At 61.3% G+C, this 26,917-nt stretch carries 28 protein-coding genes; 9 read left to right on the top strand and 19 right to left on the bottom strand.

Going from position 1 to position 26,917, the window contains the following annotated elements; translation table 11 throughout:
• Window positions 1-108: 108 nt before the first annotated feature.
• The 14 genes from lipA to A3A9_RS0128215 form a co-directional block, all read right to left on the bottom strand.
• The gene (lipA, locus tag A3A9_RS0128285; protein ID WP_027061641.1) at window positions 109-1,074 is read right to left on the bottom strand and encodes a lipoyl synthase; all 966 of its coding nucleotides are present in this window, start codon (window positions 1,072-1,074) and stop codon (window positions 109-111) included.
• Between the two features lie 139 nt (window positions 1,075-1,213).
• On the bottom strand, window positions 1,214-1,471 hold the full coding sequence (locus tag A3A9_RS0128280) for a GlsB/YeaQ/YmgE family stress response membrane protein (protein WP_027028909.1): 258 nt from the start codon (window positions 1,469-1,471) through the stop codon (window positions 1,214-1,216).
• A 99-nt stretch (window positions 1,472-1,570) separates the two neighbouring features.
• Complete coding sequence (gene lpdA / locus A3A9_RS0128275; protein ID WP_027061640.1) at window positions 1,571-3,019, bottom strand: dihydrolipoyl dehydrogenase; 1,449 nt, start codon at window positions 3,017-3,019, stop codon at window positions 1,571-1,573.
• Between the two features lie 15 nt (window positions 3,020-3,034).
• Window positions 3,035-3,670 (bottom strand): SGNH/GDSL hydrolase family protein, encoded by a 636-nt coding sequence (locus A3A9_RS0128270; protein WP_027061639.1) that lies wholly within the window; start codon window positions 3,668-3,670, stop codon window positions 3,035-3,037.
• 4 nt (window positions 3,671-3,674) lie between these two features.
• Window positions 3,675-4,088 (bottom strand): hypothetical protein, encoded by a 414-nt coding sequence (locus A3A9_RS0128265; RefSeq protein ID WP_027061638.1) that lies wholly within the window; start codon window positions 4,086-4,088, stop codon window positions 3,675-3,677.
• 13 nt (window positions 4,089-4,101) lie between these two features.
• Window positions 4,102-5,472, bottom strand: a complete 1,371-nt coding sequence (locus A3A9_RS0128260; protein ID WP_027061637.1) for a pyruvate dehydrogenase complex dihydrolipoamide acetyltransferase — start codon at window positions 5,470-5,472, stop codon at window positions 4,102-4,104.
• Between the two features lie 20 nt (window positions 5,473-5,492).
• Entirely contained in the window at window positions 5,493-6,890 is a 1,398-nt protein-coding gene (locus A3A9_RS0128255; RefSeq protein WP_027061636.1) for a pyruvate dehydrogenase complex E1 component subunit beta, read from the bottom strand.
• A 14-nt stretch (window positions 6,891-6,904) separates the two neighbouring features.
• Window positions 6,905-7,942, bottom strand: coding sequence for a pyruvate dehydrogenase (acetyl-transferring) E1 component subunit alpha (gene pdhA, locus A3A9_RS0128250; RefSeq protein WP_027061635.1), 1,038 nt, complete (start codon window positions 7,940-7,942; stop codon window positions 6,905-6,907).
• Window positions 7,943-8,135: 193 nt separating this feature from the next.
• The gene (locus A3A9_RS0128245; RefSeq protein ID WP_027061634.1) at window positions 8,136-8,459 is read right to left on the bottom strand and encodes an FtsB family cell division protein; all 324 of its coding nucleotides are present in this window, start codon (window positions 8,457-8,459) and stop codon (window positions 8,136-8,138) included.
• A 158-nt stretch (window positions 8,460-8,617) separates the two neighbouring features.
• The gene (gene eno, locus A3A9_RS0128240) at window positions 8,618-9,892 is read right to left on the bottom strand and encodes a phosphopyruvate hydratase (RefSeq protein WP_027028901.1); all 1,275 of its coding nucleotides are present in this window, start codon (window positions 9,890-9,892) and stop codon (window positions 8,618-8,620) included.
• Window positions 9,893-10,288: 396 nt separating this feature from the next.
• Window positions 10,289-10,654, bottom strand: a complete 366-nt coding sequence (locus A3A9_RS0128230) for a PRC-barrel domain-containing protein (protein WP_027028900.1) — start codon at window positions 10,652-10,654, stop codon at window positions 10,289-10,291.
• A gap of 84 nt (window positions 10,655-10,738) precedes the next feature.
• Window positions 10,739-10,942 carry a dodecin family protein gene (locus A3A9_RS0128225; protein WP_027028899.1) on the bottom strand — a complete coding sequence of 68 codons (204 nt, stop codon included), beginning with the start codon at window positions 10,940-10,942 and terminating at the stop codon, window positions 10,739-10,741.
• Between the two features lie 86 nt (window positions 10,943-11,028).
• Window positions 11,029-11,889 carry a 3-deoxy-8-phosphooctulonate synthase gene (gene kdsA / locus A3A9_RS0128220; protein WP_027061633.1) on the bottom strand — a complete coding sequence of 287 codons (861 nt, stop codon included), beginning with the start codon at window positions 11,887-11,889 and terminating at the stop codon, window positions 11,029-11,031.
• Window positions 11,886-12,770 carry a VOC family protein gene (locus tag A3A9_RS0128215; RefSeq protein ID WP_027061632.1) on the bottom strand — a complete coding sequence of 295 codons (885 nt, stop codon included), beginning with the start codon at window positions 12,768-12,770 and terminating at the stop codon, window positions 11,886-11,888. Before A3A9_RS0128215 ends, kdsA begins: the two co-directional genes overlap by 4 nt.
• A gap of 240 nt (window positions 12,771-13,010) precedes the next feature.
• Here A3A9_RS0128215 and A3A9_RS0128210 point away from each other — a divergent pair, with 240 nt between their 5' ends.
• From A3A9_RS0128210 to A3A9_RS41910, 4 genes are read left to right on the top strand one after another with little or no spacing between them, the layout of a single operon-like run.
• A complete protein-coding gene (locus A3A9_RS0128210; protein ID WP_161634550.1) occupies window positions 13,011-14,306 on the top strand; it encodes a glycosyltransferase in 1,296 nt (431 codons plus the stop codon).
• Window positions 14,303-15,280 (top strand): hypothetical protein, encoded by a 978-nt coding sequence (locus A3A9_RS39645; protein ID WP_051371220.1) that lies wholly within the window; start codon window positions 14,303-14,305, stop codon window positions 15,278-15,280. Before A3A9_RS0128210 ends, A3A9_RS39645 begins: the two co-directional genes overlap by 4 nt.
• Window positions 15,273-16,286 carry a GNAT family N-acetyltransferase gene (locus A3A9_RS0128200; RefSeq protein ID WP_027061630.1) on the top strand — a complete coding sequence of 338 codons (1,014 nt, stop codon included), beginning with the start codon at window positions 15,273-15,275 and terminating at the stop codon, window positions 16,284-16,286. The genes A3A9_RS39645 and A3A9_RS0128200 overlap by 8 nt, the downstream gene beginning before the upstream one ends.
• A complete protein-coding gene (locus A3A9_RS41910) occupies window positions 16,181-17,248 on the top strand; it encodes a glycosyltransferase (protein ID WP_082222253.1) in 1,068 nt (355 codons plus the stop codon). Before A3A9_RS0128200 ends, A3A9_RS41910 begins: the two co-directional genes overlap by 106 nt.
• Here A3A9_RS41910 and A3A9_RS0128190 read toward each other — a convergent pair.
• Together A3A9_RS0128190 and A3A9_RS46345 are read right to left on the bottom strand one after the other, a co-directional pair.
• Window positions 17,221-17,508: a Dabb family protein gene (locus tag A3A9_RS0128190; RefSeq protein ID WP_027061629.1), complete on the bottom strand. Its 288-nt coding sequence runs from the start codon at window positions 17,506-17,508 to the stop codon at window positions 17,221-17,223. The genes A3A9_RS41910 and A3A9_RS0128190 overlap by 28 nt on opposite strands.
• 166 nt (window positions 17,509-17,674) lie before the next feature.
• Window positions 17,675-17,809 (bottom strand): hypothetical protein, encoded by a 135-nt coding sequence (locus A3A9_RS46345; protein ID WP_275451202.1) that lies wholly within the window; start codon window positions 17,807-17,809, stop codon window positions 17,675-17,677.
• A gap of 415 nt (window positions 17,810-18,224) precedes the next feature.
• On the opposite strand from A3A9_RS46345, the gene A3A9_RS0128180 reads away from it, so the two are divergent.
• Complete coding sequence (locus A3A9_RS0128180; RefSeq protein ID WP_027061628.1) at window positions 18,225-19,481, top strand: SAM-dependent methyltransferase; 1,257 nt, start codon at window positions 18,225-18,227, stop codon at window positions 19,479-19,481.
• 208 nt (window positions 19,482-19,689) lie between these two features.
• Window positions 19,690-19,998: a hypothetical protein gene (locus A3A9_RS0128175; RefSeq protein WP_152536195.1), complete on the top strand. Its 309-nt coding sequence runs from the start codon at window positions 19,690-19,692 to the stop codon at window positions 19,996-19,998.
• Between the two features lie 74 nt (window positions 19,999-20,072).
• Here A3A9_RS0128175 and A3A9_RS0128170 read toward each other — a convergent pair whose 3' ends face one another.
• A complete protein-coding gene (locus A3A9_RS0128170) occupies window positions 20,073-22,052 on the bottom strand; it encodes a bifunctional 2',3'-cyclic-nucleotide 2'-phosphodiesterase/3'-nucleotidase (protein ID WP_027061626.1) in 1,980 nt (659 codons plus the stop codon).
• 148 nt (window positions 22,053-22,200) lie between these two features.
• Window positions 22,201-23,466: an NAD(P)/FAD-dependent oxidoreductase gene (locus A3A9_RS0128165; protein ID WP_027061625.1), complete on the bottom strand. Its 1,266-nt coding sequence runs from the start codon at window positions 23,464-23,466 to the stop codon at window positions 22,201-22,203.
• Window positions 23,467-23,649: 183 nt separating this feature from the next.
• Between A3A9_RS0128165 and A3A9_RS0128160 the strand changes: the two genes are divergently transcribed.
• Window positions 23,650-24,231 carry a 5-formyltetrahydrofolate cyclo-ligase gene (locus A3A9_RS0128160; protein WP_027061624.1) on the top strand — a complete coding sequence of 194 codons (582 nt, stop codon included), beginning with the start codon at window positions 23,650-23,652 and terminating at the stop codon, window positions 24,229-24,231.
• A 656-nt stretch (window positions 24,232-24,887) separates the two neighbouring features.
• Here the strand turns inward: A3A9_RS0128160 and A3A9_RS0128145 are convergent.
• On the bottom strand, window positions 24,888-25,361 hold the full coding sequence (locus A3A9_RS0128145; protein ID WP_010909317.1) for an Lrp/AsnC family transcriptional regulator: 474 nt from the start codon (window positions 25,359-25,361) through the stop codon (window positions 24,888-24,890).
• 157 nt (window positions 25,362-25,518) lie between these two features.
• Between A3A9_RS0128145 and ald the strand changes: the two genes are divergently transcribed.
• Window positions 25,519-26,634 (top strand): alanine dehydrogenase, encoded by a 1,116-nt coding sequence (gene ald, locus A3A9_RS0128140; RefSeq protein ID WP_027061623.1) that lies wholly within the window; start codon window positions 25,519-25,521, stop codon window positions 26,632-26,634.
• 77 nt (window positions 26,635-26,711) lie between these two features.
• A partial coding sequence (locus A3A9_RS0128135) for a transposase (RefSeq protein WP_027061622.1) occupies window positions 26,712-26,917 on the top strand: 206 nt, incomplete at its 3' end.

Genomic DNA, 26,917 nt, shown 5'->3' with positions numbered 1-26,917 from the left:
GGCTCTAAAGCGCGTCGCGTCGGAATGGATTCATGCGACGCGCTTTAGGGTCTTTGTTTTTATGCATGTCGTTCTCCCAAAACCGAGGTCACTTTTGGGCGACATGCATCAGAGCGTCTTTTGGAGCTGTGCTTCCCGCGCCGCGCGCAGCCGGGCGAAATCGTCGCCGGCGTGGTGCGACGAACGCGTCAGCGGGCTCGACGCCACCAGCAGGAAACCCTTGGTCCGCCCGATCGTCTCGAAGGATTTGAACTCCTCCGGTGTGACGAAGCGGATCACCGGATGGTGCTTCTTCGACGGCTGCAAATACTGGCCGATGGTCATGAAGTCGACATTGGCCGAACGCAAATCGTCCATCAGCTGCAGGATTTCATTCCGCTCTTCGCCCAGGCCCACCATGATGCCGGACTTGGTGAAGATCGACGGATCGAGTTCCTTGACCCGCTGCAACAGCCGGATCGAATGGAAATAGCGGGCGCCCGGCCGGACCTTCAGATAATTCGACGGCACGGTTTCGAGATTGTGGTTGAAGACGTCGGGCCTTGCCGCCACCACGATCTCCAGCGCGCCGTCCTTGCGCAGGAAATCGGGTGTCAGGATTTCGATCGTGGTCAGGGGTGTCGCCACCCTGATGGCGCGGATGACCTCGGCGAAATGCTGTGCGCCCCCATCGGCGAGATCGTCGCGATCGACCGAGGTGATGACGACATGGGTCAGGCCCATCTGCTTGACGGCGTGGGCGACGCGCGCTGGTTCATCGGCATCGAGTGCGGTCGGAATGCCGGTGGCGACATTGCAGAAGGCGCAGGCGCGCGTGCAGATCTCGCCCATGATCATGAAGGTGGCGTGCTTCTTCTCCCAGCACTCACCGATGTTGGGGCAGCCTGCCTCTTCGCAGACCGTCACCAGCTTGTGCGATTTCACGATCTCGCGCGTCTCGGCATATCCTTTCGAGACCGGCGCCTTGACGCGGATCCAGTCAGGCTTGCGCAGCACCTCCTGGTCGGGCTTGTGCGCCTTCTCGGGGTGCCGCAGCCGCGGCGCATTGGCGATCGTGTCGAGGACAGTGACCATCTCAAACCCTGGCTTTTCCTGACGACCGCCCATCGGCGATCGTCACTTTTACGTCATCTAGGACTTTTCGGCGCAAAGAAAAAGGCTGCAGCGGCGCATGCCGCTACAACCGTTTTCGCATAGCCGGGACCGATATTGACTAGCGGCGCACCAGGCGACCGACAAAAATCAGCAGGCAGGCACCGATGAAGCCGGTGATCAGATAGGCAGTCCAGCCGACGCCGAACACGCCGATGTTGAGAGCCTGCAGGATGGCGTTCAACACCACCGCGCCAACGATGCCCATGATAATGTTCATGAAAATGCCGGTGTTGCTCTTCATGACCATTTCGGCAAACCAGCCTGCCAGGCCGCCAATGATGATGGCTGCGATCCAGCCCACGCCGTTCAAGTGCATATGCCTTCTCCTTGCGCGCGTAACAATGCATCCGGAAACGACCACCGTTGCCGTCGAGTTCCCAGGGCTTTCGCGGCTGAGTCTCTTGCGGCAAATCTATCATGCGTTCAATGCGCGGCCATAGGCGTCGAGCACGCTTTCCTTCATCATCTCCGACAGCGTCGGATGCGGGAAGATGGTGTGCATCAGCTCTTCCTCGGTCGTCTCGAGGTTCATCGCCACGACAAAACCCTGGATCAATTCGGTCACCTCGGCACCGACCATATGGGCACCCAACAGCTGACCGGTCTTCTTGTCGAAGATGGTCTTGATGAAGCCCTGGTCCTCGCCAAGTGCAATCGCCTTGCCGTTGGCGGCGAACTGGAAGCGCCCGACACGGATGTCCTTGCCTTCGGCCTTGGCCTTGGCTTCCGTCAGGCCGACGGAGGCGACCTGCGGGTTGCAATAGGTGCAGCCCGGGATCTTGAGCTTGTCCGTGGCGTGAACGCCAGGAAAATTGGCGATCTTTTCGATGCACACCACGCCCTCATGCTCGGCCTTGTGGGCAAGCATCGGCGGACCGGCGACATCGCCGATGGCGTAGATGCCCGGCACGTTGGTCTTGCCGTAGCCGTCGATGACGACGCAACCACGGTCCGTCTTCACGCCAAGCGCCTCAAGCCCGAGATTCTCGATGTTGCCTTGGACGCCGACGGCCGAGATCATGCGGTCGGCGGTGATCTTCTCGACCTTGCCATCTTTCATCTCGACATGCGCAGTGACCGAGTTCGCGCCCTTCTCGACCTTGGTCACCTTGGCTTCGAGAATGATCTTCATGCCTTGCTTCTCGAACTGCTTCTGCGCGAATTTCGAGACCTCGGCATCCTCGACCGGCATCACCGCCGGGAGCAATTCGACGACCGTCACTTCGGCGCCCATGGTGCGGTAGAAGGAAGCGAATTCGATGCCGATGGCGCCCGAGCCCATTACCAGCAATGACTTCGGCATCTCCTTCGGCACCATGGCCTCAAAATAGGTCCAGATCAGCTTGCCGTCCGGTTCGATGCCGGGCAGCGCACGCGGCCGCGCACCGGTCGCCAGGATGATGTGCTTGGCGGTGTAGGTGCCCTCGCCCTTGACGCCCTTCGGCACCGGCGGCTGCGGCTCCATCGGCTTCTTGGCCGTCTTGGAGACGACAATCTCGCCGGGCTTCGACAGCTTGGCTTCGCCCCAGATGACGTCGACCTTGTTCTTCTTCATCAGGAAGGCGACGCCGCCATTCAGCCGAAGCGAAACTTTGCGCGACCGGTCGACGACAGCGGCTGTATCGGCGCTGATCTTGCCACCCTCGAGCTTCAGCCCGTAATCCTTCAGATGATCGGAATAGTGCATGATCTCGGCCGAGCGCAGCAGCGCCTTGGTCGGGATGCAGCCCCAGTTGAGGCAGATGCCGCCGAGATGCTCGCGTTCGACGATCGCCGTCTTGAAGCCAAGCTGGGCGGAACGCACCGCCGTGACATAGCCGCCGGGGCCGGAGCCGATGATGATGACGTCGTAGTTCTCAGCCACGGTTTTTCTCCTTAATCACAATTCCAGCATGACGCGCACGACCGGTGTCAGCGCCTTGCCGATGTTTCGCGTATTTTCGGCATCGAGGTGGACGCCGTCGAGCGGTGTCGTGGTGGCGACGCTGCCAGCGTCGAAAAAGCCGCAGCCAGCCTCGTCGGCGAGCGCGGCGTATTGCGGCGCCAGCTGCTTCGAGGCATCGTCGCCGCCGGCGAACATTTCCTTGAAATCGGCATTCTCGGTGCGAGTGACAAGAGGCGGCGAAACAATCAGGATCTGCGGCGCCGGCCAGTCGAACGGATAATCATGGCCACGCACGATGTCGATCAACCTCGATATGCCTTGCTTGGCCGCGACCGGATTGCCGTGGATCCACGGTTTCATGTCGTTGGCGCCGAGCATGATGACGATCAGATCGATTGGCGCATGCGTCGTCAGCACCGTCGGCAGCAGCCGCGCGCCGTTGCGATCGGCTCCAGCCAGGTGATCGTCGAAGGCGGTGGTGCGGCCATTGAGGCCGTCGGCAACGACCTGGACGCCTTCGCCCAACCCAGCCTGCAGCACGCTTGACCAGCGATCCTCAAACGCGTGGCGACCACCCTCGGCGTTGTAGCCCCAGGTCAGCGAGTCGCCGTAGCAAAGCACCGTCTTCATGCGTTCAACCTGCCTTTATGGTGGTCACGCCGCGCTTCACGCGCCAGCGTACGAACAGCCAATGCACGATGATCGTCACTAAGCCCGGGAGACCAAGCCCGGCAACCATCGGCATGTCTTTCCTGACCACCGCGGCGCTGCTGTCGCTGTAGAGGATCAGGGCGACAAACAGGGCGAGCAACACCACAAACACGATCAACGTCCACTTGCCCGTCCTGGCCACGGCCGCGACCGGGTCGTTCATCAGCTGCGCCACGAAGAAGACGAAGGTGACGACAAACGTCACCAGCACCGAGAACATGAAGACGATGATGTATTCTTCTTGCGCATCCGTGATGACGGCCAGTTGCTGGGCGACCAGACCGCCGACGAATCCGGAGATGATGAAAGCGAAGAGGCTGGTGAAGAATTTCCGCACCGCCCTCTCCTTCCTAGACCAGCATGCCCATCGGGTTTTCGATCAGCCGCTTGAAGGCGACCAGCAGTTCGGCCCCCAGCGCTCCGTCGACGGCACGATGATCGGTCGACAGCGTCACCGACATCACGGTGGCGATCTTGATCTCGCCATTCTTGACCACCGCCCGTTCTTCGCCCGCACCGACCGCTAGGATCGTCGCATGCGGCGGGTTGATGACGGCGGCAAAGTCCTTGATGCCGAACATGCCGAGGTTCGACACCGCCGTGGTGCCGCCCTGATACTCTTCCGGCTTCAGCTTGCGGCTGCGGGCGCGGTTGGCCAGGTCCTTCATCTCGTTGGAGATCACGGACAGCGTCTTTTCATCCGCATGCCGAATGATCGGCGTGATCAGGCCGCCGGGGATCGACACGGCAACGCCGACATCGGCGTGCTTGTGCTTGACCATGGCGCTTTCGGTCCATGAGGCATTGGCATCGGGCACTGCCTTCAGCGCCAGGGCCATGGCCTTGATCACCATGTCGTTGACCGACAGCTTGTAGGCGGGCGCATCGCCCTTCTCGGTCTTCTTGACGGGAGCTGCGGCATTGATTTGCGTGCGCAGCGCCAGCAGCGCATCGAGTTCACAGTCGAGCGTCAGGTAAAAATGCGGAATGGTGGTCTTGGCCTCGACAAGGCGCCGCGCGATGGTCTTGCGCATATTGTCGTGCGGGACGAGGTCGTAGGAGCCTTGCTCGAACAGCTTCAGCACCTGGTCGTCCGACATCGCCTTCACCGCCGGAGCAGCAGCAGCCGGCGCGCCGGCCGGGGCCTTGGCTGCGGGTGCTGCCTTGGCGCCGCCGGCGATCGCCGCATCGATATCCGCCTTGACCACGCGGCCATGCGGACCGGTGCCGGTCACGGCGGACAGATCGACGCCGGCGTCCTTGGCGATGCGGCGTGCGAGCGGCGAGGCGAAGGTGCGCTCGCCAGCAGCATGGCCGTTGGCTACTGGAGCCGCCTCAGCCTTGGGTGCGGAAGCAACAGCATCAGGCTTCGGTGCCTCGGCCTTTGGCCCGTCGGCCTTGGGAGCCTCGGCCTTCGAAGCCTCCGCTTTTGCCGGCGCGGCGTCGCCGCCGCTCTTCGCGGCAGCACTCGCATCCTCACCCTCGGCGGCAAGCACGGCGATCAGCGCATTGACCTTGACGCCTTCGGTGCCGGCGGGAACGACAAGCTTGGCAACGGTGCCCTCATCGACGGCTTCGACTTCCATCGTCGCCTTGTCGGTCTCGATCTCGGCGATCACGTCTCCCGGCGAAACCTTGTCACCCTCTTTCACGAGCCATTTGGAAAGATTGCCCTCTTCCATCGTGGGCGAGAGCGCCGGCATGGTGATGTTGATTGGCATTTCTTGTCCTCCCGCCCGGTTCAGCGATACGCGACGGCTTTGACCGCCTCGATGACCTCGCCGACATTCGGCAAGGCCAGCTTTTCGAGGTTTGCCGCATAAGGCATCGGCACGTCCTTGCCGGCAATGGTGATGACCGGCGCGTCGAGGAAATCGAAGGCGCGCTGCGACACCTGGTTGGCGATATGATCGCCGACCGAACTCTGCGGATAGCCCTCTTCCACCACGACCAGGCGATTGGTCTTCTTGACCGAGGCGATGATGGTGTCGAGGTCAAGCGGACGAATCGTGCGCAGGTCGATGATCTCCGCGTCGATGCCCATGCCACGCAATTCGGCCTCGGCCTTGACCGCATAGGTCATGCCGATGCCGAAGGAGACGATGGTGACGTCCTTGCCTTGCTTGTGGACACGCGCCTTGCCGATCGGCAGCACGAAGTCATCCAGCTTCGGCACGTCGAAGGACTGGCCGTAGAGGATCTCGTTCTCGAGGAAGATGACCGGGTTCGGATCGCGGATCGCCGCCTTGAGCAGGCCCTTGGCGTCGGCGGCCGTATACGGCATCACGACTTTCAGGCCCGGAATGTGGCTGTACCAGGCGGCATAACATTGCGAGTGCTGGGCGGCGACGCGAGCGGCAGCCCCGTTCGGTCCGCGGAACACGATCGGCGCGCCCATCTGGCCACCCGACATATAGAGCGTCTTGGCGGCCGAGTTGATGATCTGGTCGATCGCCTGCATGGCGAAGTTGAATGTCATGAACTCGACGATCGGCTTCAGCCCGGCCATCGCAGCACCAACACCGACGCCGGCAAAACCATGCTCGGTGATCGGCGTGTCGACGACGCGCCGCGGTCCGAATTCCTGCAACAGGCCTTGGGTGATCTTGTAGGCGCCCTGATATTCGGCGACCTCCTCGCCCATGACGAAGACGTCGCCGTCACGGCGCATCTCCTCGGCCATGGCATCGCGCAGGGCTTCGCGCACCGTCGTCGAGACCATCTCGGTGCCGGCCGGAATGTCGGGATCGGCGGCGATTTCCGTTTTCGGCGCGGCTGCGACAGGAGCCGGCTTAGCCGCCGGAGTGGCGTCTTCAGCCGCGGCCGGGGCTTCCGCCTTTGCCGGCGCTTCTGCCTTGGCGGGCGCCGCAGCCTTGCCGGCATCGGCGGCACTTTCGCCTTCCTGCAGCAAAATGGCGATCACCGCGTTGACCTTGACGCCTTCGGTACCGGCAGGCACCACGATCTTTCCAATCGTGCCTTCATCGACGGCTTCGACTTCCATCGTCGCCTTGTCGGTCTCGATTTCGGCGATGACGTCGCCAGCGACGACCTTGTCACCTTCGTTCTTCAACCACTTGGAAAGATTGCCCTCTTCCATGGTCGGCGAGAGAGCGGGCATGAGAATTTCGATCGGCATGTCCTGGCCCTCCCTTACAGTACGATATCGGTCCAGAGTTCGGACGGATCCGGCTCTGCATCGTTCTGGGCAAATTCGGCGGCGTCGGCGACGATGTCGCGGACTTCCTTGTCGATGGACTTGAGCTCGTCCTCGGTCGCCCACTTCTTCTGCGTCAACCGCGCCTTGACCTGTTCGATCGGGTCATGGTCGGAGCGCATCTTCTGCACTTCTTCCTTGGAGCGGTATTTCGCCGGATCCGACATCGAGTGACCGCGATAGCGGTAGGTCTGCATTTCGAGAATGATCGGCCCGTTGCCCGCGCGGCACCATTCGGTCGCCTGATCGCCGGCGGACTTGACGGCACGCACATCCATGCCGTCGACCTGGATGCCGGGAATCTTGAACGAGGCGCCACGATGCGAAAAATTGGTTTCCGCCGACGAGCGCGATACCGAAGTGCCCATGGCGTAGCGGTTGTTCTCGATGATGTAGATCACCGGCAGCTTCCACAACGAGGCCATGTTGAAGCTTTCATAGACCTGGCCCTGGTTGGCCGCGCCGTCGCCGAAATAGGTCAGCGAGACGTTGTTGTTGTCGCGATAACGGTTGGCGAAGGCCAGACCGGTGCCGAGCGACACCTGCGCGCCGACGATGCCGTGGCCGCCGTAAAAATGCTTCTCCTTGGAGAACATGTGCATGGAGCCGCCCTTGCCCCTCGACAGGCCGCCGCGGCGCCCGGTCAGCTCGGCCATGACGCCACGCGGCGACAACTCCATCGCCAGCATGTGGCCATGGTCGCGATAGGCTGTGATCATCTGGTCGCCGTCGATCAGCGCCATCTTCATGCCGGTGACGACCGCCTCCTGGCCGATATAGAGATGGCAGAAGCCGCCGATGAAGCCCATGCCGTAGAGCTGGCCGGCCTTTTCTTCGAAGCGGCGGATGTGCAGCATGTGCCTGTAGGCAGCGAGCTCTTCGTCCTTGGTGAATTCAGCGGGCTTGGGCGCGGAAAGCCCTGATTTGCCGTCGGATTTCGATTTGGCAGGCGCTTTTCTGGCTGCGGTGGCCATGCATCACTCCCTGTTGGCGTCTCTTTGCGGACATTAGGGCAGGATGAAATCTGCCCTGGGAAGATCAGCTCTCCCCACCGATTTATGCAAGGCTAACACGCGTCAGAGCGTTGCGCCATGACGAATTTGCATAGCTGGCATGCGCCTAAGCGCTTAAAATCGTTGAAAATATTGACGATTAACTGAAAGACAGTTATTTCGACGATGCCGGCAACATGATGGTGATTTCATCAGGCTGGGACAGGTTGAGCGCCCTACGCGCCTGCTCGTCGAGCATGTCCTTCTCCAGCGTACCGTCATGCATCAGCCGAACGCGTCGTTCGAGTTCTATCCGACGCGCCTTGACCGCATCGAGCTGCGCCTGCAGCGCAACTGTCTGGGCTTCCAGCTGATATTTCGAATTGATGCCGAATTCGCCGTGATAGGCATGGAAGCCGAAATAGGCCAGGAACAGGACGCAAAGCGAGGGAATGATCAGCCGGCCGGTATTTCTCTGCTTGTGCTGACGCGTCCACATGACCGATTCCCCATGGCCGCAAACTCAAGCGACCCGGACCCTTTTTCACCCGATTGTGCTTAACGGACGGTTACGGAGACCGGCCCGGCGACAGCAAAATGAAAAAGGGCGGGAATGCTCCCGCCCTTCGCGCAATATCCAGGATTGGCGTTTTCGGATCAGCCCTTGATCACCGACTTGCCGGCGTAGCGCGCCTGCTTGCCAAGCTCTTCCTCGATGCGGATCAGCTGGTTGTACTTCGCCATGCGGTCGGAGCGAGACAGCGAACCGGTCTTGATCTGCCCGCAATTGGTGGCGACGGCGAGATCGGCGATGGTCGAATCCTCGGTTTCACCCGAACGGTGCGACATGACGGCCGTATAAGCAGCCTTGTGCGCGGTCTCGACAGCGTCGAGCGTCTCCGTCAGCGAGCCGATCTGGTTGACCTTGACCAGGATCGAATTGGCAACGCCCATGCGGATGCCGTCGCGCAGCCGCGCCGTGTTGGTGACGAACAGATCGTCGCCAACCAGCTGGGTCTTCTTGCCGATCAGGTCGGTCAGGTATTTCCAGCCTTCCCAATCGTCCTCGGCCAGGCCGTCCTCGATCGAAATGATCGGGTAGTCGGCGGCGAGCTTGGCCAGGTATTTGGCCTGCGCCTTGGGATCACGCGTCTTCTTCTCGCCTTCATAGACGTAGTTGCCGTCCTTGAAGAACTCGGTCGCGGCGCAATCAAGGCCGAGCGCGATCTCTTCGCCCGGCTTGAAACCGGCCTTCTCGATTGATTCCATGATGAAATCGAGCGCCACCGGCGCACTCTTCAGGTTCGGGGCAAAGCCGCCTTCGTCGCCGACATTGGTGTTGTGGCCGGCATCCTTCAGCTTCTTGCGCAGCGTGTGGAAGATTTCCGAACCCCAGCGTACGGCTTCGCGCAGCGTCGGTGCGCCAACCGGCAGGATCATGAATTCCTGGAAGTCGATCGGGTTGTCGGCATGCGCGCCGCCATTGATGATGTTCATCATCGGCACCGGCAGGATATGCGCCTTGGTGCCGCCGACATAACGATAGAGCGGCAAGCCTGCAGCGTCGGCGGCGGCCTTGGCCACCGCCAGCGAAACACCGAGAATGGCATTGGCGCCGAGCCGGCTCTTGTTGGGCGTGCCATCGAGCTCGATCATGGTCTGATCGATATGGATCTGGTTTTCGGCTTCCATGCCGCCGATCGCCTCGAACAGCTCGCCATTGACCGCCTCGACGGCCTTGAGCACGCCCTTGCCGAGATAGCGGGCGCCGCCGTCGCGAAGCTCGACCGCCTCGTGAGCGCCGGTCGAGGCGCCCGACGGCACCGCCGCGCGGCCCATCGAACCGTCTTCGAGCACGACATCGACCTCGACGGTCGGGTTTCCACGGCTGTCCAGGATTTCACGTCCGACAATGTCGATGATGGCGGTCATTGCGATGTCCCCGATTGATCTGACGAAAGGTCGCGCCCGTCTTAGCCAAAGCGACGCAAAAGGCAATCCGGCCCTGGTCGAATAGTGCCGCCCGGCTGATTCACGAAGCGCAAATTTCTGTCATCATAAGTCATGCCATAAGACGCGAATTTCGAGTTATGGTCTTTATGCGCGGGGCGAAACGGGAGGAGTTTCGCCATGACTAAGCTAACATGTCGGAGTTGAGCGGTATCGTGAGTTTGTTCCTGATCGCGGCGGCGTTCCTGACGTCGTGCGACAGCCAGCAATCGCCACCGAAGGCTTTCGCGCCTTTGCCGGCCCTGCACATCAGGGAATAGCACTGCCTTGAATCAAAAGGGCCTCGTCGAAACGAGGCCCTTTTTAATTCAGATCGCGTCAATGCCAGTACGGCGTGACCTTGTAGTAGTCATAGGACGCATCTCGCGCTGTCTCGCCATCCGCGCCGGCAAGTTCGTTGATCGAATAAGCGGGCGCCGCCTTCAGCTGATCCTTAGAGAAGGGCACGATATAGCCGCCCTTGTCCTCGTCATAGTCGAGACTTGCCCAAGGAATGGCATGGTACTTCTCGCCAATGCCGAGGAAGCCGCCGAAACCGATCACCGCGAACATGATGCCATTCGACGTCTTGTCGAGCATGATGTCCTCGATGCCGCCGATCTTGTCGCCTTCGGTATTGTAGACGGATGTACCGATGACGCGCGAAGCGGCAATGGCCTCGGTGTGGCCTGTCTGGGTTGTCATGATCATGCTCCTCGTTGTCGTTGAACTATGCTTTGACAATGAGGGGCGCGGGCGAAAGTTCCCGACTTTTTCGGCGGCGGCCAATCACTCCGCGAGGATGAAAGTCACCTTCATGTTGACGCGATAGGCAGCGATCTTGCCATCCTCGACGACGATCTTCTGGTCCTGAATCCAGGCGCCTTCGACGTTCTTAAGGGTTTTCGACGCGCGGGCGACACCCTTTTCGATGGCATCCTGAAAGCTCTTCTTCGACGACGAGGTTATTTCGGTGACGCGGGCGACAGACATGGCTTCCTCCTGCCAAAACGCTCATTTGCCGGCCAACCGTACAACCGGCTGTTGCCGACCACAAGCGCCGGCAGGATGCGCCTGGCTCAGCGACCCTTCGCGATGCGGTCGAATGCCATCAGCCTTTCCAGAAGCGCTGGCATATCCTTCAACGGCAGCATGTTGGGACCATCGGACGACGTCGAATTGTCGGGATCCTGGTGGGTCTCGATGAACACGCCGGCAACACCGACGGCAACTGCCGCGCGAGCCAGGGTCTCGACAAAGCGGCGCTCACCGCCGGAGGAGCCGCCCTGCCCGCCCGGCTGCTGCACCGAATGCGTGGCATCGAAGATCACCGGCGCTCCGATCTCGGCCATGACAGGCAAAGCGCGCATATCCGACACCAGCGTGTTGTAGCCGAAGGACGCGCCGCGCTCGGTGGTCAGGACGTTGAGGTTGCCGGAGCCGGTGATCTTGGCGACCACGTTCTTCATGTCCCAGGGGGCGAGGAACTGGCCCTTCTTCACATTGATGACCTTGCCTGTCTTGGCGGCCGCGACCAGCATGTCGGTCTGGCGCGACAGGAAGGCCGGAATCTGCAGCACATCGACATGCGGCGCGACGATCGCGCACTGCTCCTCAGTGTGGACATCGGTCAATATGGGAAGTGAAAACGCCTCGCGCAGTTCGTCGAAGACCGGAAGTGCCGCATCCATTCCCGCGCCGCGCGTTGCCGACAGCGAGGTGCGGTTGGCCTTGTCATAGCTTGTCTTGTAGACGAGGCCGATGCCGAGCTTGGCTGTCAGTTCCTTCAACGCGCCGGCCATGTCGAAGGCATGCTGGCGTGATTCGAACTGGCACGGGCCGGCGATCAGCGCCAAAGCACCATTGTTGTCGAAAACGACATTGCCGACCGTTACCGACGAATTGGGTGCCGTCGAATTGAGGGCTTGGGGCTTGCTCATTGGATCTCCCGGAAGATGAAAGCCGCGCCCTGTCCGGATGCCGGCTGCACGACAATGTCATTGCCCGCTATATCGTGCTGGATGGAATTGGCTGCAAGCAGCCGCGACGTGACATCGATGCTTCGGACGGCAAAGACGATCGCGGCGAAGCGAAGTTTCGTCGAGGATCCGGCCGGAATGCCAAAGCGAGCGGTGAAAGATTTGGCGTCAAGCACGCTCAAGGCTGCATTCGGCAGGCGGAACACCTCGCCGTCGACAGCGGGATCGTTCACCGCCACGGAAATCAGCCTGATCTGTTCGGCGGGCTGGTCGCTTACCGCCACCACCTCGAGGATCCCGCTGGCGCCGTTGGCGTGAACCTGCAAGGCTGAGCGGTCCACTTTTGGCGCATTGATGCGCTGACAGGCAAACAGGAACGCGTCGGTTGCGTCGCCGGCCGAGGCGAAGGCGAGTTTGAATGATGCCACCTCGCTTTTGCCTGATGTGTCCGTGAAAGCGCGCGAAAAGCTCAGCGTGTCTCCCGCCGAAAGGCCGGCTTCGACATAGCGTGCATGGTCGGCATCGGCATGGTCGGTTCCCAGAACCACCGCGGAAAATCCCTCGTCGCCGCGGCTTTCGCGATAGGCACGGTCGCGCGCGACGAAGACGTTGCCATCAGCAATGGCTTTCCTCGCAGCCTGTTCGTCGCCGATGGCAAGCGGTTCCAGATAGGTGCCGTCGGCGAGGAAAACGCAGCAGTTTTCCGTTCCAAACGGATGGATGCCGGTCGGGGCGACGACGAAGCCAAGTGAACTGAGCCGCGCTCGCGCCACATCGAGGTTCTGCGTCGGCAGCACCAGATGATCGAGCGGATGGATACCGCCTGCTGTTGTTTGGGTCATAGAGGCGCGGTGTGCATCATTCCGCAAATCGGTTCAAGACTTGATCGCGATACCGTAATCAGCCACGTGCCAACAGCCACCAGAAAAGGTCCCAATTTCTTCTTCTGCCACCAGGCGAATTGACGTAAGGATATCCCCCGCATGGGGGATGTTGGGAATTCCGTCTTGGACAATTGTCACGACGTCGCGATTCGACGTCGAATGGCGCCCATTGCCTTGCTTGCACGGCTGGAACCACGGATGGCGGGCAACTGCATGCTCAGGATCTTGCGGATCACGCCGCATTTCTACCGGCCCGGCAATTGGCCGGTTGCGTTCGATCCGGTCGGCGGATTGCAGAACCAGACATGGACGATCGCGCAAGGCATGGACAAGGCCGGCGCGGCTCAGACGGTTATCACCAGCTACATCCCTGGCAGCCCAAGGCATGTGCAACTGTCCGCGACGATGCGGGTAAAATGCACAGGCTTCTGGCTGCCCGAATTCCTGGCCGGCCCGATGCTTTGCTTCAGCTGGTTTCTGGGCGCGATACCGGAGCTTCTTTGGGCCCGGCGCCGTTACGATGTCGTCCACATCCATTTCAACCATTCGATCTGGTGCCGGATCATCGCCATCATTGTCGGCAGGCTGAAGATACCGCTTGTCGTTTCGATGAACACGCCTTTGTGGTCTGGATTTCAGAGCGCGCTTCGGCTCAGGGGCAAGCCATACGACGTCACCCGCTGGATCGAGCGGGCGGCCTTGAAATCGGCGGATCGGATCGTTGCGCTGACGGAGACATATGGCCGGAGCGCGGCGGACGAATTGGGACTTGATGCATCACGCGTCGACGTGATCCCCGATGCTGTCGACGTCGAGGCTTTCCGCCAGCCAGCGGCCGCGGAGGCGCTTCAAGTCTTTCGCGACGAGCATGGCATCACGGACGGACGCGCAATCGTCAGCTTTATCGGCCGTGTCAGCGCCGAAAAAGGCTGGCAGGATTTGCCCGCACTTGTCGAGCGACTGTCCGACGAAGGCATATTCCTGCTCATCTGCGGAGATGGTCCCGGCCGTCGCAAACTCGAGACCGCACTCGCCGCGATCTCGAGGCCGGGCTGGTGGACCATCACCGGATTTGTCTCACCGGCCGAGGTCAAGAAAGCGCTCAAGATTTCCGACGTGATGATCCTGCCCTCCCGGCGCGAAATGTTCGGCAGCATCCTGCTCGAAGCGATGGCGGCAGACGTGCCTGTCGTCGCCTATGCCGTCGGTGGGGTGGTTGACGTGGCCGGTCGGCCCGAAGCATTGGCGCTGGTGCCAGAAGGACGGCGGGAAGAACTCGCCGAGCGAACGCTGCAGTTGCTTGCCGATGGCGACGCAAGGGATGTGCTGGTGGCGCGGGGGCGTCGGCGCGCACAGGATTTTTCGCTGGATTCGGCAGTCGCGCTCAACCTCGCCCTTTATGCTTCGGTTCTTGCAGGCTCGAAGAACGGATCGCGACCCACGATGGGAATTCTGGCGCTGCAGGAGGACGGCAACTCGCCGGATGGTGCTTGATCAATCTCGTCACCACGCGCAGCCACTCCTATACCGTTCGCCATCTGGTCCGCCAGTTGGGCAACGCACGCCATTGGAGCTACGAACGACTGTTCCGGCAGAAAGAACTGCGTTCCGGCACATGGATCTTCACCGATCACGAGCGGCTTTCTAACTTCGAGATCGCACTGGCTGCCAGGGTCGCCAACCGGCTTGAGCGCGGAGGTGCGCGCGTTCTCAACCATCCCGCCCATGTGCTGAGCCGCCACGACCTGTTGAAAGCCCTGAATGTGACCGGCATCAACCGCTTCTCGGCCTGGCGTTGTGAAAGCCAGCCACGCCCGAATAGCTTTCCCGTGTTCATCCGCAATGAGTTTGATCACCTTTCGGCCGACCTCGAATTGATCGCTGACCAGCCGGCGCTTGAGGCAACACTGAGCCGGATGAAAGCGAACGGGATACCGCTGGCCGGCAAGATGGTGATCGAATATGCCGGGCAGGAAGTGAGCCCCGGTGTCTGGCAGCGCTTTGCCACCTATCGCGTCGGCCATCGGCTGATCGCCCATCACAATGCCGTCGACTTCCACTGGGTGGCCAAGGACGTGCAGGATACCAAACGTCTCCTCGCCCATCCGATGTTCGAGACATTCCTCGAAAACGAGCGCCAGTTCGTCGAAGGCAATTTGTATGAGGAGGTGCTGCGCAGGGCATTCGACCTTGCCGGCATCGACTATGGACGCGCCGACTTCTCGCTGGTCGACGGGCGTCCGCAGATCTTTGAGATCAACACCAATCCGGCGCACGGTTCCCACAGCACGATCTACCGGGAGACGCCTCCTCAGCGCGTTGAGACCCAGAGACTTTCGGAAGACAGGCTGTACGCAGCCTTGCGTGCCGTGGACCTGCCGGTTGGGCCCCGCATCGACCTCGACGATCCCGCGCTTGTCCCGCAACAGGCGTTCAGAAGACTTTTCACGGGGCTGAAGCGTGCTTGACCTTGCCACGCCAGAACATCGAAGTTCCGATAGGCCGATCCTCCTCGGCGCGAGCGATCGCTTCGATTTCGATTCGAACGAGTACCGGCGGCTGTACTCAGATGCGTCCGCATCAGCTTTCCAGCACCCGGACTGGCTCGCGGCTTTCTACCGCAATATCGCTCCGGCGCATGACGCCGAACCGCTGGTGGTCACCGGCCGGGACCGCGACGGCAAACTCCAGTTGCTCGTCCCGCTCGTCCGGCGCAAAAGCGGCGATGCGGCCGCTTCGATCGAATATGCCTTTCTCGGTGTCACCGACTACGTGTGTCCTGTTATCGCCAAGGGCATCACCGTTGGCGCAAAGACCGCGCAGCGCTTTCGTGAAGTGCTTGGTGCCCATGCAGGCTTGAGAATCGGCCCTGTCCATCACAGCCATCTGCACCAGTGGCGCTTGCTGCTTGGGGTCGAGCCGTCCACCCTCGACTTCGGTGCGCATGCGGTGCGCTATGCTTTTCCTTACGCCGAGTGGCGCAGGATCAATCTCGGTTCCCGTCGCAAGGCTGATCTCGACCGCAAGGCGCGCAGGCTTGCCGAAGCTGGCGGGCTGAAGCTGGAACTGGTCGAGCCGGACGGCGTGCGTCAAGCCCTGGTTGCGGCGAGCGACTTCCGCGCCGGACGCTTTGCCGACGATCCGCTGCAGACGGTGCACGGTCTCGAATTCTACATCGATGTCGCCACCAACGGCGCGCGCTCCGGCCTTGCACGAACCTATCGCCTCGGCTCCAAGCATGATCCGATCGCCTTTGTCTTCGGCTTGGTCGAAGGCGACTGCTTTCGCTACATCCTGCTGGGCTGCAACTATGCGTCCCACGCCCGTCATTCTCCCGGTCGCGTGGCGCTGGACCGGGTCATGGCGGCATGGGCCGCCGAGGGCGGCAAGGCCTTCGATTTCACCATCGGCGACGAACCCTTCAAGGCCGACTTCGGCTGCACCCGCACCCCCATGCACGAGTTTCGGCTATGACCGCTCAGCCGACATCCTTTCCATTGGAGCGCGCTCGCGTCGCCGCGCCACGGCTTGCCGTCGTTATCCCGACCAAAAACCGTCGTGACAGCCTGCCGCGCACCTTGGCTTCTGTTCTCGACAATGGGCGAGCCGATATCGAACTGGTGGTGATCGACGACGGATCGACCGACGGAACCGAACACTACCTGGCGACTGTCGACGATCCGCGGCTGGCGTGGCGCCGCAGGCCGACGTCAGTCGGTGCAAACCGGGCTCGCAACGAGGGCGCCGCCCTGTCCAGCGCACCACTCATCGCCTTTCTTGATTCGGACGACGCCTTCCGCCCCGGGCGATTGGACCGGCTGATCGCCTTCTTCGACGCGAACCCTGATATCGCCTGCAGCATAGATGGCTTCAGCGACGTTTCGGACAGCGGCGAACGGGTGCACCGACTGCCGCGTACGACGCCCGATAGTGCAAAACTGCGGCAGCTCCTGCTCTGCCACTGTATCCCGCTGACCAATTCGACCGTGACTGTCCGCCGCGCGGCCTTCACCGCGGTCGGCGGCTATGATCCGGACCTGTGGCGCCATCAGGATAGGGAATTGCTGCTGCGCCTGGCGCGACAACATCGGATTGCCTTCGGCGCGGCCACCGACGTCCTCAAGTACCGGTCCGGGAACTCGATCTCACGAAACCATGCCGGTTATATCAGGGGGCTGGATGATTTCGTTGCCCGCTGTCCCGACTATCGATCGCCCGACTATGAATCGATGCTCAGCTATCTGACGGTGCGCGGCGCGCTGAAAGCATTTGCCCAGGGTCATTTCGATGTCGCACTGGCTGAAATGAAAGACTGGCGGAAAGCCGGCAACCTGCCTGGCGGTCTTCATGTGCTGCCCGGCTATTTCGTGGGGCGCCGGCAAAGGCGCCTGCTGGAAAAAGCCCTGGATCAGCCTGCCACGACATCGGCGGAATAGCGCAGTTCGCGCAGTGGTTTGACCTTGGCCGTGGTCTGCGCATAGAGCGGATGTGCCTTGTAAGCCGCGAGCGCCGCGTCATTGGCGAATTCGGCATAGACGACGACATCAACTTCATCCGACAGTGGGTCGACCTTCGTGTTCAACGTGACCTCGAAGAGGCTGGAATGAGGAATGTTGCCGAGCGCCAACAGCCCGGTGTGCACCGCCTCCACATCCTCCTTGCACCTCGCGCTGAAGAAAACGATATGCCGGATCAATCCCGCCTCCTGATCTGAATGCCGGGGTCTTTTGTGACGATGGGCTCTTCGCGTCAACCGTCCATGGCGCCACGCGTCCTTGCGACGCGCCTTGGACAGCAGGGACCTCGTCTCGGGGCACAACATCCTGGATGAGGCGCCTGGCCGCTATCCTTGGAGCATATCTCTAGGCTTTGCCGGTGACGTAGCGCACGACATGGGAGAGTTCCCTGACAGACATGTCGAGATACCGGCCCTGATTGTAGAGGCCATCCCAGATCAGGAAGAACGCGATGGCGGCAATGACGATTACATAACGCATGGCTAACGCTATCGCACATGCGTTGCGACGACCATAGGCGTTTTTTGATATGCCAGCATCCACTGGACACTCGCCTTCAAACGCGTCGAAATATCCGGGCTGTTGAGGATGCATCAGCCATGCCGGTGCCATGGCAACAACAAGCCGATACAAAGGGACCAGCCGCCAAACGCCACGTGGCACAGCCCAGCCATCGGCTTGCCTCTTGAAGTTCCCCATAACGATGTGGAAGATTGTCGCGGGGATTGACCGGCAAACGCTGAAACTCTGGTTAGTGGGCTAGCGTTTTTGGAGTCTGCCCGTTGCCGCTCCTGCCGAATACCGCGGATAGGCAACGACGTTCGAACCCGGCGTATGAACTGTGAGACGCACGGTTGGCAATTGCGCCGGCAGCGCGAAAATTCAAGGGCGTGACATGGCTCACAACGAACTTTCTGGCACGACGCCGGGCGAAGCGGTCAGGCTCGACGAGTTCAATTTCGCTGAGATCGTCAAGGGCCTGCCGGCCAAGGCGCGCATGGTGCTGTCGATGGCGATGAACCTGCCGCGCGGTTCACTCAAGGTCAGGATGCCGGACGGCCGCGCCGTCCTTGTCGGCGGCAAGGCACCCGGTCCCGATGCCGAGCTGGTGCTCAAGAACTGGCGCCTGCCCGGCCGTGCCTTTGCCGGCGGCACGATCGGCGTGGCCGAATCCTACATGGACGGCGATTGGGAGAGCCCCGACGTCACCAGTTTCCTCGAACTTTTCGTCGTCAACTCCGCCTTTGGCGAGAAGATTGCCGGCGGAGCGAGCTGGCTGATCAACACAGTTCAGCGCATCCGCCACTGGTTCAACGAGAACACGCGGTCGGGTTCGAAACGCAATATCTCGGCGCATTACGATCTCGGCAATGCCTTCTACAAGGAATGGCTCGACCCGAGCATGACCTATTCATCGGCACTCTACGCCAACGGCGCCAACGACCTGGAAAGCGCCCAAGCCGCCAAATACCGGGCACTGGCCCGGGATATAGGGATCAGCCGGAAGGACCATGTGCTGGAGATCGGCTGTGGCTGGGGTGGCTTTGCTGAATTCGCGGCGCGCGAAATCGGCTGCCGCGTTACCGGGCTGACGATCAGCCGCGAACAGCACGACTTCGCCAAGGCGCGCATCGCCAAGGCCGGGCTTGCCGACAAGGTCGACATCAAGCTGCAGGATTATCGGGACGAAACAGGGACTTACGATCGCATCGCGTCGATCGAGATGTTCGAGGCCGTGGGCGAGAAATACTGGCCTGTGTTCTTCTCGAAGATGAAAGCCTGCCTGAAGCCCGGCGGCACCGCGGGCCTGCAGATCATCACCATCAACGAAGCCGCCTACGACACCTATCGCGCCCGGCCGGATTTCATCCAGCGCTACGTGTTTCCTGGCGGCATGCTGCCGACACCGTCGATCCTGAAGGCGCTCGGGAGAGATCATGGCCTCGCGCATCTGCGTGAGCGCGTTTTTCCCGATGACTATGCGCGCACCCTCGCCGAATGGCGCAATCGCTTCTGGGCGTCGTGGGAGAAGATCGTGCCGCTCGGCTTCGACGATCGCTTCAAGAAGCTCTGGGAATTCTACCTGCACTATTGCGAGGCCGGATTCCGCGCCAGCTATATCGACGTGCGCCAGGTGGTCTACAAGGCGTAAGCCGGCACACCCATCCATTGCGTCGCCAGTGGCCTGCTTTTCGGGGGATGCGCCGAGCAGTGGCGTTGCCGGCTACGCCAAAAGCGGCCGATCGCGACGCCTTCATGCGAACGTGATGAAACCGCGATCGCATGGCGAGCGTTCTGCCGCATCCGACGCCCGTGCCCAATACCCCTACGCCGAGCGCCTCTGACCATAGGAGGCTTCCTTGAAGCGAACTGTTGCCGTGATTGCCATGCTGCTTGCCGCCATATCCACTGCCGACGCACGGCGCACAGCCCCACCCACCGTCATGAACGATCCGCTGGGCCACGGCATCAGCCCAACCATGACGCCTGGCGCCAGTGATCTCATCGACAACACACCAACCTCGACCATCCACGAGGTCCATGCTCCAGCCGGGATGGCGCCGCTGACCGTGCCCAGCGACCCGACTGGCATGTCGCTTGAGCCGACGCAGCCAGTCAGCCCGCAAGCTCCCGCGACTGCCTTGCTGCTGACGCCTGCGACCAACTGAGCCGTTGCATCAAAACAAACAGACAGAGCGGTTCGGCGTTTCGGTGAAACGTCGAACCGTTCTGGACGGCCGTATCAGAGCAGGATGCGATATCTGGCGAAACCTGCTTCGCCCTCTCCCGCCGATTCGATCTTCAGCGACTTCACCTGGGCAATAAAATCCTTTGCCTTGACGCCTGTCTCGAACACAACGCTGGCTCCTGGCAGCGGCGCGAACGACCAGTTGTCGTCGGCCGACGGATTGATGGTGCCCTGGCTTACGATATAGCGAACGATGACGTCGCGGTTGGTGTCCGGCGCCTCGTAGATGATCTTCGAGGCATTGATGTCGGGGAAATTGCCGCCACCACCGGCCCGGTAATTGTTGGTCGCAACGACGAATTTCTGATTTGTATCAATCGGCTTGCCATCGAACATCAGGTCGACGATGCGGTTGGCGCCGGCATTCGCCACGCCGCCCTTGGCATCGTATTTCGGCGGCTGCGACAGGTCTATCTTGTAGGTGACACCATCGATGACGTCGAAATTGTAGGATGGGAAATCGGTGTTGATGAGCGCTTGGTCAGCCTTCCCCAACTCGATCTTGTTGAAGATGCCGGCCGACATTTCCAGCCATTCCTTCACCTGCGCACCGTTGATTTCGACGGCCCGCACGGTGTTGGGGTAGAGATAGAGGTCGGCGACGTTCTTGATGGCTATGTCGCCGGCCGGCACGTCGGTGTAGTAGTCGGCGCCGTTGCGCCCGCCGGCTTTGAAGGGAGCGGCGGCAGACAGCAGCGGCAGATCCTTCCACTGCGTGCTCTTGAGAATGTCCTTCAAGTACCAGGTCTGTGCCTGGTTGACGACCTGCACCGACGGATCGTCGGCAACCAGCGAGAAATAGGAATAGAGAGGCGCTGAGGTCTTGCCGACCGGGCGGCGCACATAGGCTAAGGTCGCCTGATGGTCCTGTTCGAGCGCCGCGACGATGCGATTGTCATCGGGAACCGTCGGCTTGTTCTTGTTGTCGACGCGCTCGAAGATCGGCCGCGCCTCGGAGGTAGCGGAAATGACCCTCCATTTCGATCCGTCGCGCTCCAGCATCAGGTCGATCAGCCCCATATGCGAGCCCCAGAAACCGCCCATGACGGTGGGCTTGCCTTGCAAGGTGCCTTTTTGCGTGTCGACGCCCTCGATCGACTGGAAATCCTTCTTGCCTGGGAAGACCAGATGCTGGTGGCCGGTGAACACGGCATCGATGCCATCGACGCCGGCAACGAAGAACGACGCGTTCTCCATCATGTCGCCCTGCTTCACATCGATGCCGGAATGGGAGAGCGCTATGATGATGTCAGCCCCCTCCTCCTTCATCTGCGGCACCCATGCCTTGGCCGCCTCGACAATGTCGCGCGTCTTGACGTTGCCTTCGAGATTCTTGAGGTCCCAGACCATGATCTGCGGCGGCACGAAGCCGATGATGCCGATCCTGATCGGCTGCTCGGCGCCCGAACCGTCCTTGATCTTCTTGTCGAGGATCACATAGGGCTTGAGATAGAGCTTGTCGTCGCGCGGGTTGGCGGCAAGCTCGGTGCCGCGGATCAGATTGGCGCAGACGAACGGGAAATTGGCGCCGGCCAGCGCCTTGTCCAGGAACGACAGGCCGTAGTTGAACTCGTGGTTGCCGAGCGTCGAGCACTCGTAGCCGAGCAGGTTCATGCCCTTCATGATCGGATGGAGATCGCCGTCCTTCAGGCCCTTTTCGTAGGCGATGTAGTCGCCCATCGGGTTGCCCTGCAGCAGGTCGCCATTGTCGATCAGCATCGAATTGGCGGCTTCCTTGCGCACTGCGTCAATCAGTGATGCCGTGCGCGACAGGCCCATCGTGTCGTTGGCTTTGTCGGCGTAGTAATCATAAGGCAGCACATTCACATGGATATCGGTGGTCTCCATGATCCGAAGATGCGCCTGGTTGGCCTGCGCACGGGCCGAGAAGGGATGAAGCACGATCAGCGCCCCTGTGGCTGCGACGCCAGCGAGGAAATTGCGGCGAGAGACGGGATGGAGCAGTTGTGACATGTTTTCTCCTCTTCGACGACGTGACGCCCTGCCCCCGAAGCAAACTTGGCGCCGAAATCGGCTCAAGTCCACTCAAGAAGTCGCGTGCATCCTGACATCAGTCCATCAGCCAGAGATGACGCGCGGATGAATGGGACAGTGAAGAAAGTCAGGTCTTGTCGTCGTCGCCCTGGGTGATCAGCCGGGCGCTGCGCTGGCCCGTGACGTAGATCCATAGCCAGCTCAGGGAAACCGCAAGCCGGTTGCGGAAGCCGATCAGAAAATAGATGTGTGCAATTCCCCATAGCCACCAGGCGAGCCAGCCGGTGAGTTTGATCCAGCCGAAATCGATCGCGGCGGCGCGTTGGCCGATCGTCGCCAGATCGCCGGCGTGTTTGTAGTGAAATGGCCGCGCGGCATTGTCACCGCCGAGCCTGGCCTTGATGGTGGCCGCAACATGTCGGCCTTCCTGCTTGGCGGAAGGCGCTACACCGGGCACCGGCCGCCCATCTGGCCGCAGCACGAGGGCTGCGTCGCCAATGACGAAAATCTCCGGACTGCCGGGCACGCTGAGGTCAGGCTCGACGAGCACCCTGCCCGCGCGGTCCGCCTTGGCTCCCAGCCATTCGGCGGCGGGCGAAGCGGCAACGCCGGCTGCCCACAGGATCGTTCGGGCCGCCAATTGCTTGTCGCCAAAGACGACGCCCTCGGCATCGCAGCGCGTGACCGCCCGCCCGAGCTCGACCGTCACGCCGAGCCGTTCTAGCGCCTTGCTGGCATAGTGGGAGAGTTTTGGCGCGAAATTGGCAAGGATGCGGTCGCCGGCCTCGATCAGCACCACGCGCGTTTGCCGCGTATCGATGTTGCGGAACTCGCCGCGCAGCGTCTCATGCGCCAGTTCGATGATGGTGCCGGCCAGTTCCACGCCGGTCGGCCCGCCGCCGACGATCGCAATGGTCAGCAGCGCCTGGCGCTTGACGGGATCGGTTTCCCGCTCGGCCTGCTCGAAGGCCAGCAGAATGCGCCGCCGAATGGTGGTGGCGTCCTCCAGCGTCTTCAGGCCCGGCGCGAAAGGCTCCCATTCATCATGGCCGAAATAGGCGTGGCGCGCACCGGTGGCGAGCACTAGCGTGTCGTAGGCGACGGCGCTGCCGTCATCGAGCAGCACCCGTTTGCCGGCACGGTCGACGCCGGTGACATTGGCCAGCAGAGTCGTCACGTCCTTGCGCTTGCGCAGGAGATGGCGGATCGGCCAGGCAATTTCGGAGGTTGCCAGCGCGGTCGTCGCCACCTGGTAGAGCAGCGGCTGGAAAAGATGATGGTTGCGCTTGTCGATCATGGTGATGCGCACCGGGGCGCCGGCAAGCGCGCGGGTGCATTCGAGACCGCCGAAACCCGCGCCGACAACGACGACATGATGGCTGGCTTCACTCATCTCATTCACCCCGGTTTGTCTGCCGGTTATGTAGTGGTTTTTGTGCATCGCAACAACGTCGTGGCGCGCAAGGCTGCCCTGCACCGAGGGCTGCCAGAGCTCGCCTTCCCATGTCGTGAATGCACATGTTGGCGGGCTCATGGGGGGTATAGCCTCCCCGAAACGAAATCACGGGAGTGAGGCATGGCCAACGATCATGACGACGCCAAGGACTGGGCCGACGTCAGGCGCTGGCGCAAGGCCGAGCGCGAGCGACTGATCGCGGCGCGTCTCGCAGTGCCGGCGGACGCGCGCACCGCCATGTCGCAACGCATTGCCGAAGGCCTCAATGCGATCATCGGCGAGATCGCCGGCCGCATGGTGAGCCTCTACTGGCCGTTTAGGGGTGAGCCGGATTTGCGGCCATGGATGGCATCCGTCAATGAACGCGGCGGCCGCACTGCACTGCCCATTGTCATCGAGAAAGGACAGCCGCTGATCTTTCGCGCCTACAAAGCGGGCGACCGGCTGGAAAAAGGTATCTGGAACATTCCGATCCCGGCTGAGGGCGATCCGGTGCTACCGGACATCGTCATCTCGCCGATCGTCGGCGTTGACCCGGCAAACTATCGGCTGGGCTATGGCGGCGGCTTCTTCGATCGCACGCTGGCGGCCATGCCGTTCAAGCCACTGGTCATCGGCGTCGGCTACGAACTGCAGCGTATAGCGACCATCTATCCGCAGCCGCATGACATTCCGATGGATCGGATTGTGACGGAGGCCTGAGGGCCTGTTTCGGAAAATATCTATACTTCCGCGCAGCGCAAATGTCTCGTGACAAAAATCCGACTTGATCGACAAATAACATGATCTTCCAGGAGACCATGCTGCGGAAGGCACGTTTCGACGTGCGTTCCGGGCGGATCCAACAGTGTCCGTTCGCTCTTTAGGAGGATGCGATGCGATATCTCTGTAGAACTATCTTCGTTTTTTCGCTTTCATTAAGCATCGCAACTCCGGCTTTTGCGAGCGGCAAGTTGGTGTCCGGACCGCGCGTCGGGGATGAGGTCGATATTGTCAGCAGCTCTGGAATAGGCACGCGCCACGCGGTCATAAAAGTAAAACTTGGCGAAGGAGACGAAAAGTATCTTACAGATCATATTGAAGGTGACTGTGTAAGCGGATGGTTCACAATGCTATATATTGGAATGGGTCGGCTTCGGTTCCTTGGCAAACGGAAGCATCCTGCAGAATACGGTGCTAATTACCTCATAGTAAGCAGCAAATATGGCCCACTCAATGGGTCTACCGTCTCTAGTTATGGCGAGGCCCTTGAGCAATATAATGCCCTCTGCCCTGGCCGAGCAGATATGACGCTCGACCAATAAGCGGAGCCGTAAAGCTAAGCGGTCAAAATTGGGGTGCCGGATCGGCCTTTGGCGTTAAGCCATTTCCGGCTTCATACCCATTGCCGTGCGGTCGACGATCTCACGCAAGGCGAATGACGAGTTGATCTTCGTCACATGCGGCATGGCCGACAGCCACTCCTTGTGGATGCGCTCATAGTCGACGAGGTCCTTCGCCGCGATGCGCAGGATATAGTCGTATTCGCCCGACATAAGGTGGCAGGACAGCACGTTGGGGCAGCGCTTGATCGCCGCCTCGAAATCCGACAGCGTCTTCTCGAACTGGCCCGACAGGGATATGTGCACGATCGCCGTCATCTGATGGCCGAGGGCTGCATTGGACAGCCGGGCGTGATAGCCGCGAATGGTTCCGGATTTCTCGAGATTGTCGAGCCGGCGCGAACAGGCCGACTGCGACAGGCCAACCTTCTCGGCAAGCGCCGCATTGGGTATCCGGCCATCCTTCTGCAAAGTCTCAAGAATGGCGATATCGATCCTGTCGAGCGGCATTTTTCGTGAATCCTGCTGATATTCTGCTATTTTGCGCAACGATTATCGAAACCGGCCTTCCTGCGCAAGCGCATTCGCAAACACCTGCAGCCCGATTCATGGTTCACTTTATCAATACAGGGAGTGAGCCCAAAAGGGCCCGGATCAGGAGAAGAAAATGCGTGTCGGCTGCCCCAAGGAAATCAAGAACCACGAATACCGCGTCGGCCTTACGCCGGGCTCGGTGCGTGAATACGTCGCCCATGGCCACGAAGTGCTGGTCGAGACCGGCGCCGGTGCCGGCATCGGCGCCGATGACAATGCATATCGCGTCGCCGGCGCCACCATCGCCAAGACCGCCGCCGACGTGTTCGCCAAGTCGGACATGATCGTCAAGGTCAAGGAGCCGCAGCCCAATGAGTGGGCGCAGTTGCGTGAAGGCCAGATCCTGTACACCTATCTTCACCTGGCTCCGGATCCGGAGCAGACCAAGGGCCTGCTCGCTTCCGGCGTGACCGCGATCGCCTACGAAACCGTGACCGACGACCGCGGCGGCCTGCCGCTGCTGGCGCCGATGTCGGAAGTCGCCGGCCGCCTGTCGATCCAGGCCGGCGCCACGGCACTGCAGAAGGCCAATGGCGGCCGCGGTGTGCTGCTTGGCGGCGTGCCCGGCGTGCTGCCGGGCAAGGTTACCGTGCTCGGCGGCGGTGTTGTCGGCCTGCACGCGGCGCGCATGGCAGCCGGCCTTGGCGCCGACGTCACCATCATCGATCGCTCGATCCCGCGCCTGCGCCAGCTCGACGACCTCTTCGCCGGTCGCGTCCACACCCGCTATTCCACGGTCGAAGCGCTTGAAGAAGAATGCTTTTCGGCTGATATCGTCGTTGGCGCCGTGTTGATCCCGGGCGCCGCGGCACCCAAGCTCGTCACCCGCGAAATGCTTTCGGGCATGAAGAAGGGCTCCGTGCTGGTCGACGTCGCCATCGACCAGGGTGGTTGCTTCGAGACCTCGCACGCGACGACTCACGCTGACCCCACCTACGAGGTTGACGGCGTCATCCACTATTGCGTCGCCAACATGCCAGGCGCTGTGCCGGTCACTTCAGCCCATGCGCTCAACAACGCGACGCTGCACTACGGCCTGCAACTCGCCGACAAGGGCCTGAAGGCGCTGGTCGACGACCATCACCTACGCAACGGCCTCAATGTCCACAAGGGCAAGATCACCAACCGCGCGGTCGCCGAGGCACTCGGCTACGAGCTGGTCGAGCCGAAGGCTGTACTGGCCGCCTGATCTAGGGTCAGGACCTATTAAAGTTCTTGCGGAGACAGCAAACGGCTGATTCATTGGCGGTGCGAGGAGGCGCTGCAATGAGTGATTTGATCTGGCTGTCGGAGGCGCAGATGCGCCGGATCGAGCGGCATTTCCCGCTGTCTCACGGAGTGCCCAGGGTCGATGATCGGCGGATCGTCAGTGGCATCATCTTCGTGATCAGGAACGGCCTTCGGTGGCGCGACGCGCCCAGCGAGTATGGTCCCCACAAGACGATCTACAACCGCTTCATCCGCTGGAGCCG

The organism is Mesorhizobium loti CJ3sym, from assembly GCF_000472785.1.
In the GTDB taxonomy this organism is placed as follows: domain Bacteria; phylum Pseudomonadota; class Alphaproteobacteria; order Rhizobiales; family Rhizobiaceae; genus Mesorhizobium; species Mesorhizobium loti_E.
The sequence above is the reverse complement of the archived record's forward strand: the minus strand, read 5'-3'. Positions and strand labels throughout refer to the sequence as shown.

Excerpts from the sequence above, each read along its gene's own strand:
- A3A9_RS0128215 (WP_027061632.1), bottom strand. The coding sequence starts at position 12,770 with ATGACCCAAACAACAGCAGGCGGTATCCATCCGCTCGATCATCTGGTG.
- A3A9_RS0128230 (WP_027028900.1), bottom strand. The coding sequence starts at position 10,654 with ATGACAACCCAGACAGGCCACACCGAGGCCATTGCCGCTTCGCGCGTC.
- kdsA (WP_027061633.1), bottom strand. The coding sequence starts at position 11,889 with ATGAGCAAGCCCCAAGCCCTCAATTCGACGGCACCCAATTCGTCGGTA.
- A3A9_RS0128270 (WP_027061639.1), bottom strand. The coding sequence starts at position 3,670 with ATGAAGACGGTGCTTTGCTACGGCGACTCGCTGACCTGGGGCTACAAC.
- eno (WP_027028901.1), bottom strand. The coding sequence starts at position 9,892 with ATGACCGCCATCATCGACATTGTCGGACGTGAAATCCTGGACAGCCGT.
- A3A9_RS46345 (WP_275451202.1), bottom strand. The coding sequence starts at position 17,809 with ATGCGTTATGTAATCGTCATTGCCGCCATCGCGTTCTTCCTGATCTGG.
- A3A9_RS0128170 (WP_027061626.1), bottom strand. The coding sequence starts at position 22,052 with ATGTCACAACTGCTCCATCCCGTCTCTCGCCGCAATTTCCTCGCTGGC.
- A3A9_RS0128225 (WP_027028899.1), bottom strand. The coding sequence starts at position 10,942 with ATGTCTGTCGCCCGCGTCACCGAAATAACCTCGTCGTCGAAGAAGAGC.
- A3A9_RS0128260 (WP_027061637.1), bottom strand. The coding sequence starts at position 5,472 with ATGCCAATCAACATCACCATGCCGGCGCTCTCGCCCACGATGGAAGAG.
- A3A9_RS0128180 (WP_027061628.1), top strand. The coding sequence starts at position 18,225 with ATGGCTCACAACGAACTTTCTGGCACGACGCCGGGCGAAGCGGTCAGG.
- A3A9_RS0128280 (WP_027028909.1), bottom strand. The coding sequence starts at position 1,471 with ATGCACTTGAACGGCGTGGGCTGGATCGCAGCCATCATCATTGGCGGC.
- A3A9_RS0128165 (WP_027061625.1), bottom strand. The coding sequence starts at position 23,466 with ATGAGTGAAGCCAGCCATCATGTCGTCGTTGTCGGCGCGGGTTTCGGC.
- A3A9_RS0128210 (WP_161634550.1), top strand. The coding sequence starts at position 13,011 with ATGGCGGGCAACTGCATGCTCAGGATCTTGCGGATCACGCCGCATTTC.
- pdhA (WP_027061635.1), bottom strand. The coding sequence starts at position 7,942 with ATGGCCACCGCAGCCAGAAAAGCGCCTGCCAAATCGAAATCCGACGGC.
- A3A9_RS0128245 (WP_027061634.1), bottom strand. The coding sequence starts at position 8,459 with ATGTGGACGCGTCAGCACAAGCAGAGAAATACCGGCCGGCTGATCATT.
- ald (WP_027061623.1), top strand. The coding sequence starts at position 25,519 with ATGCGTGTCGGCTGCCCCAAGGAAATCAAGAACCACGAATACCGCGTC.
- lipA (WP_027061641.1), bottom strand. The coding sequence starts at position 1,074 with ATGGTCACTGTCCTCGACACGATCGCCAATGCGCCGCGGCTGCGGCAC.
- A3A9_RS0128160 (WP_027061624.1), top strand. The coding sequence starts at position 23,650 with ATGGCCAACGATCATGACGACGCCAAGGACTGGGCCGACGTCAGGCGC.
- A3A9_RS0128255 (WP_027061636.1), bottom strand. The coding sequence starts at position 6,890 with ATGCCGATCGAAATTCTCATGCCCGCTCTCTCGCCGACCATGGAAGAG.
- A3A9_RS0128145 (WP_010909317.1), bottom strand. The coding sequence starts at position 25,361 with ATGCCGCTCGACAGGATCGATATCGCCATTCTTGAGACTTTGCAGAAG.
- A3A9_RS41910 (WP_082222253.1), top strand. The coding sequence starts at position 16,181 with ATGGGCCGCCGAGGGCGGCAAGGCCTTCGATTTCACCATCGGCGACGA.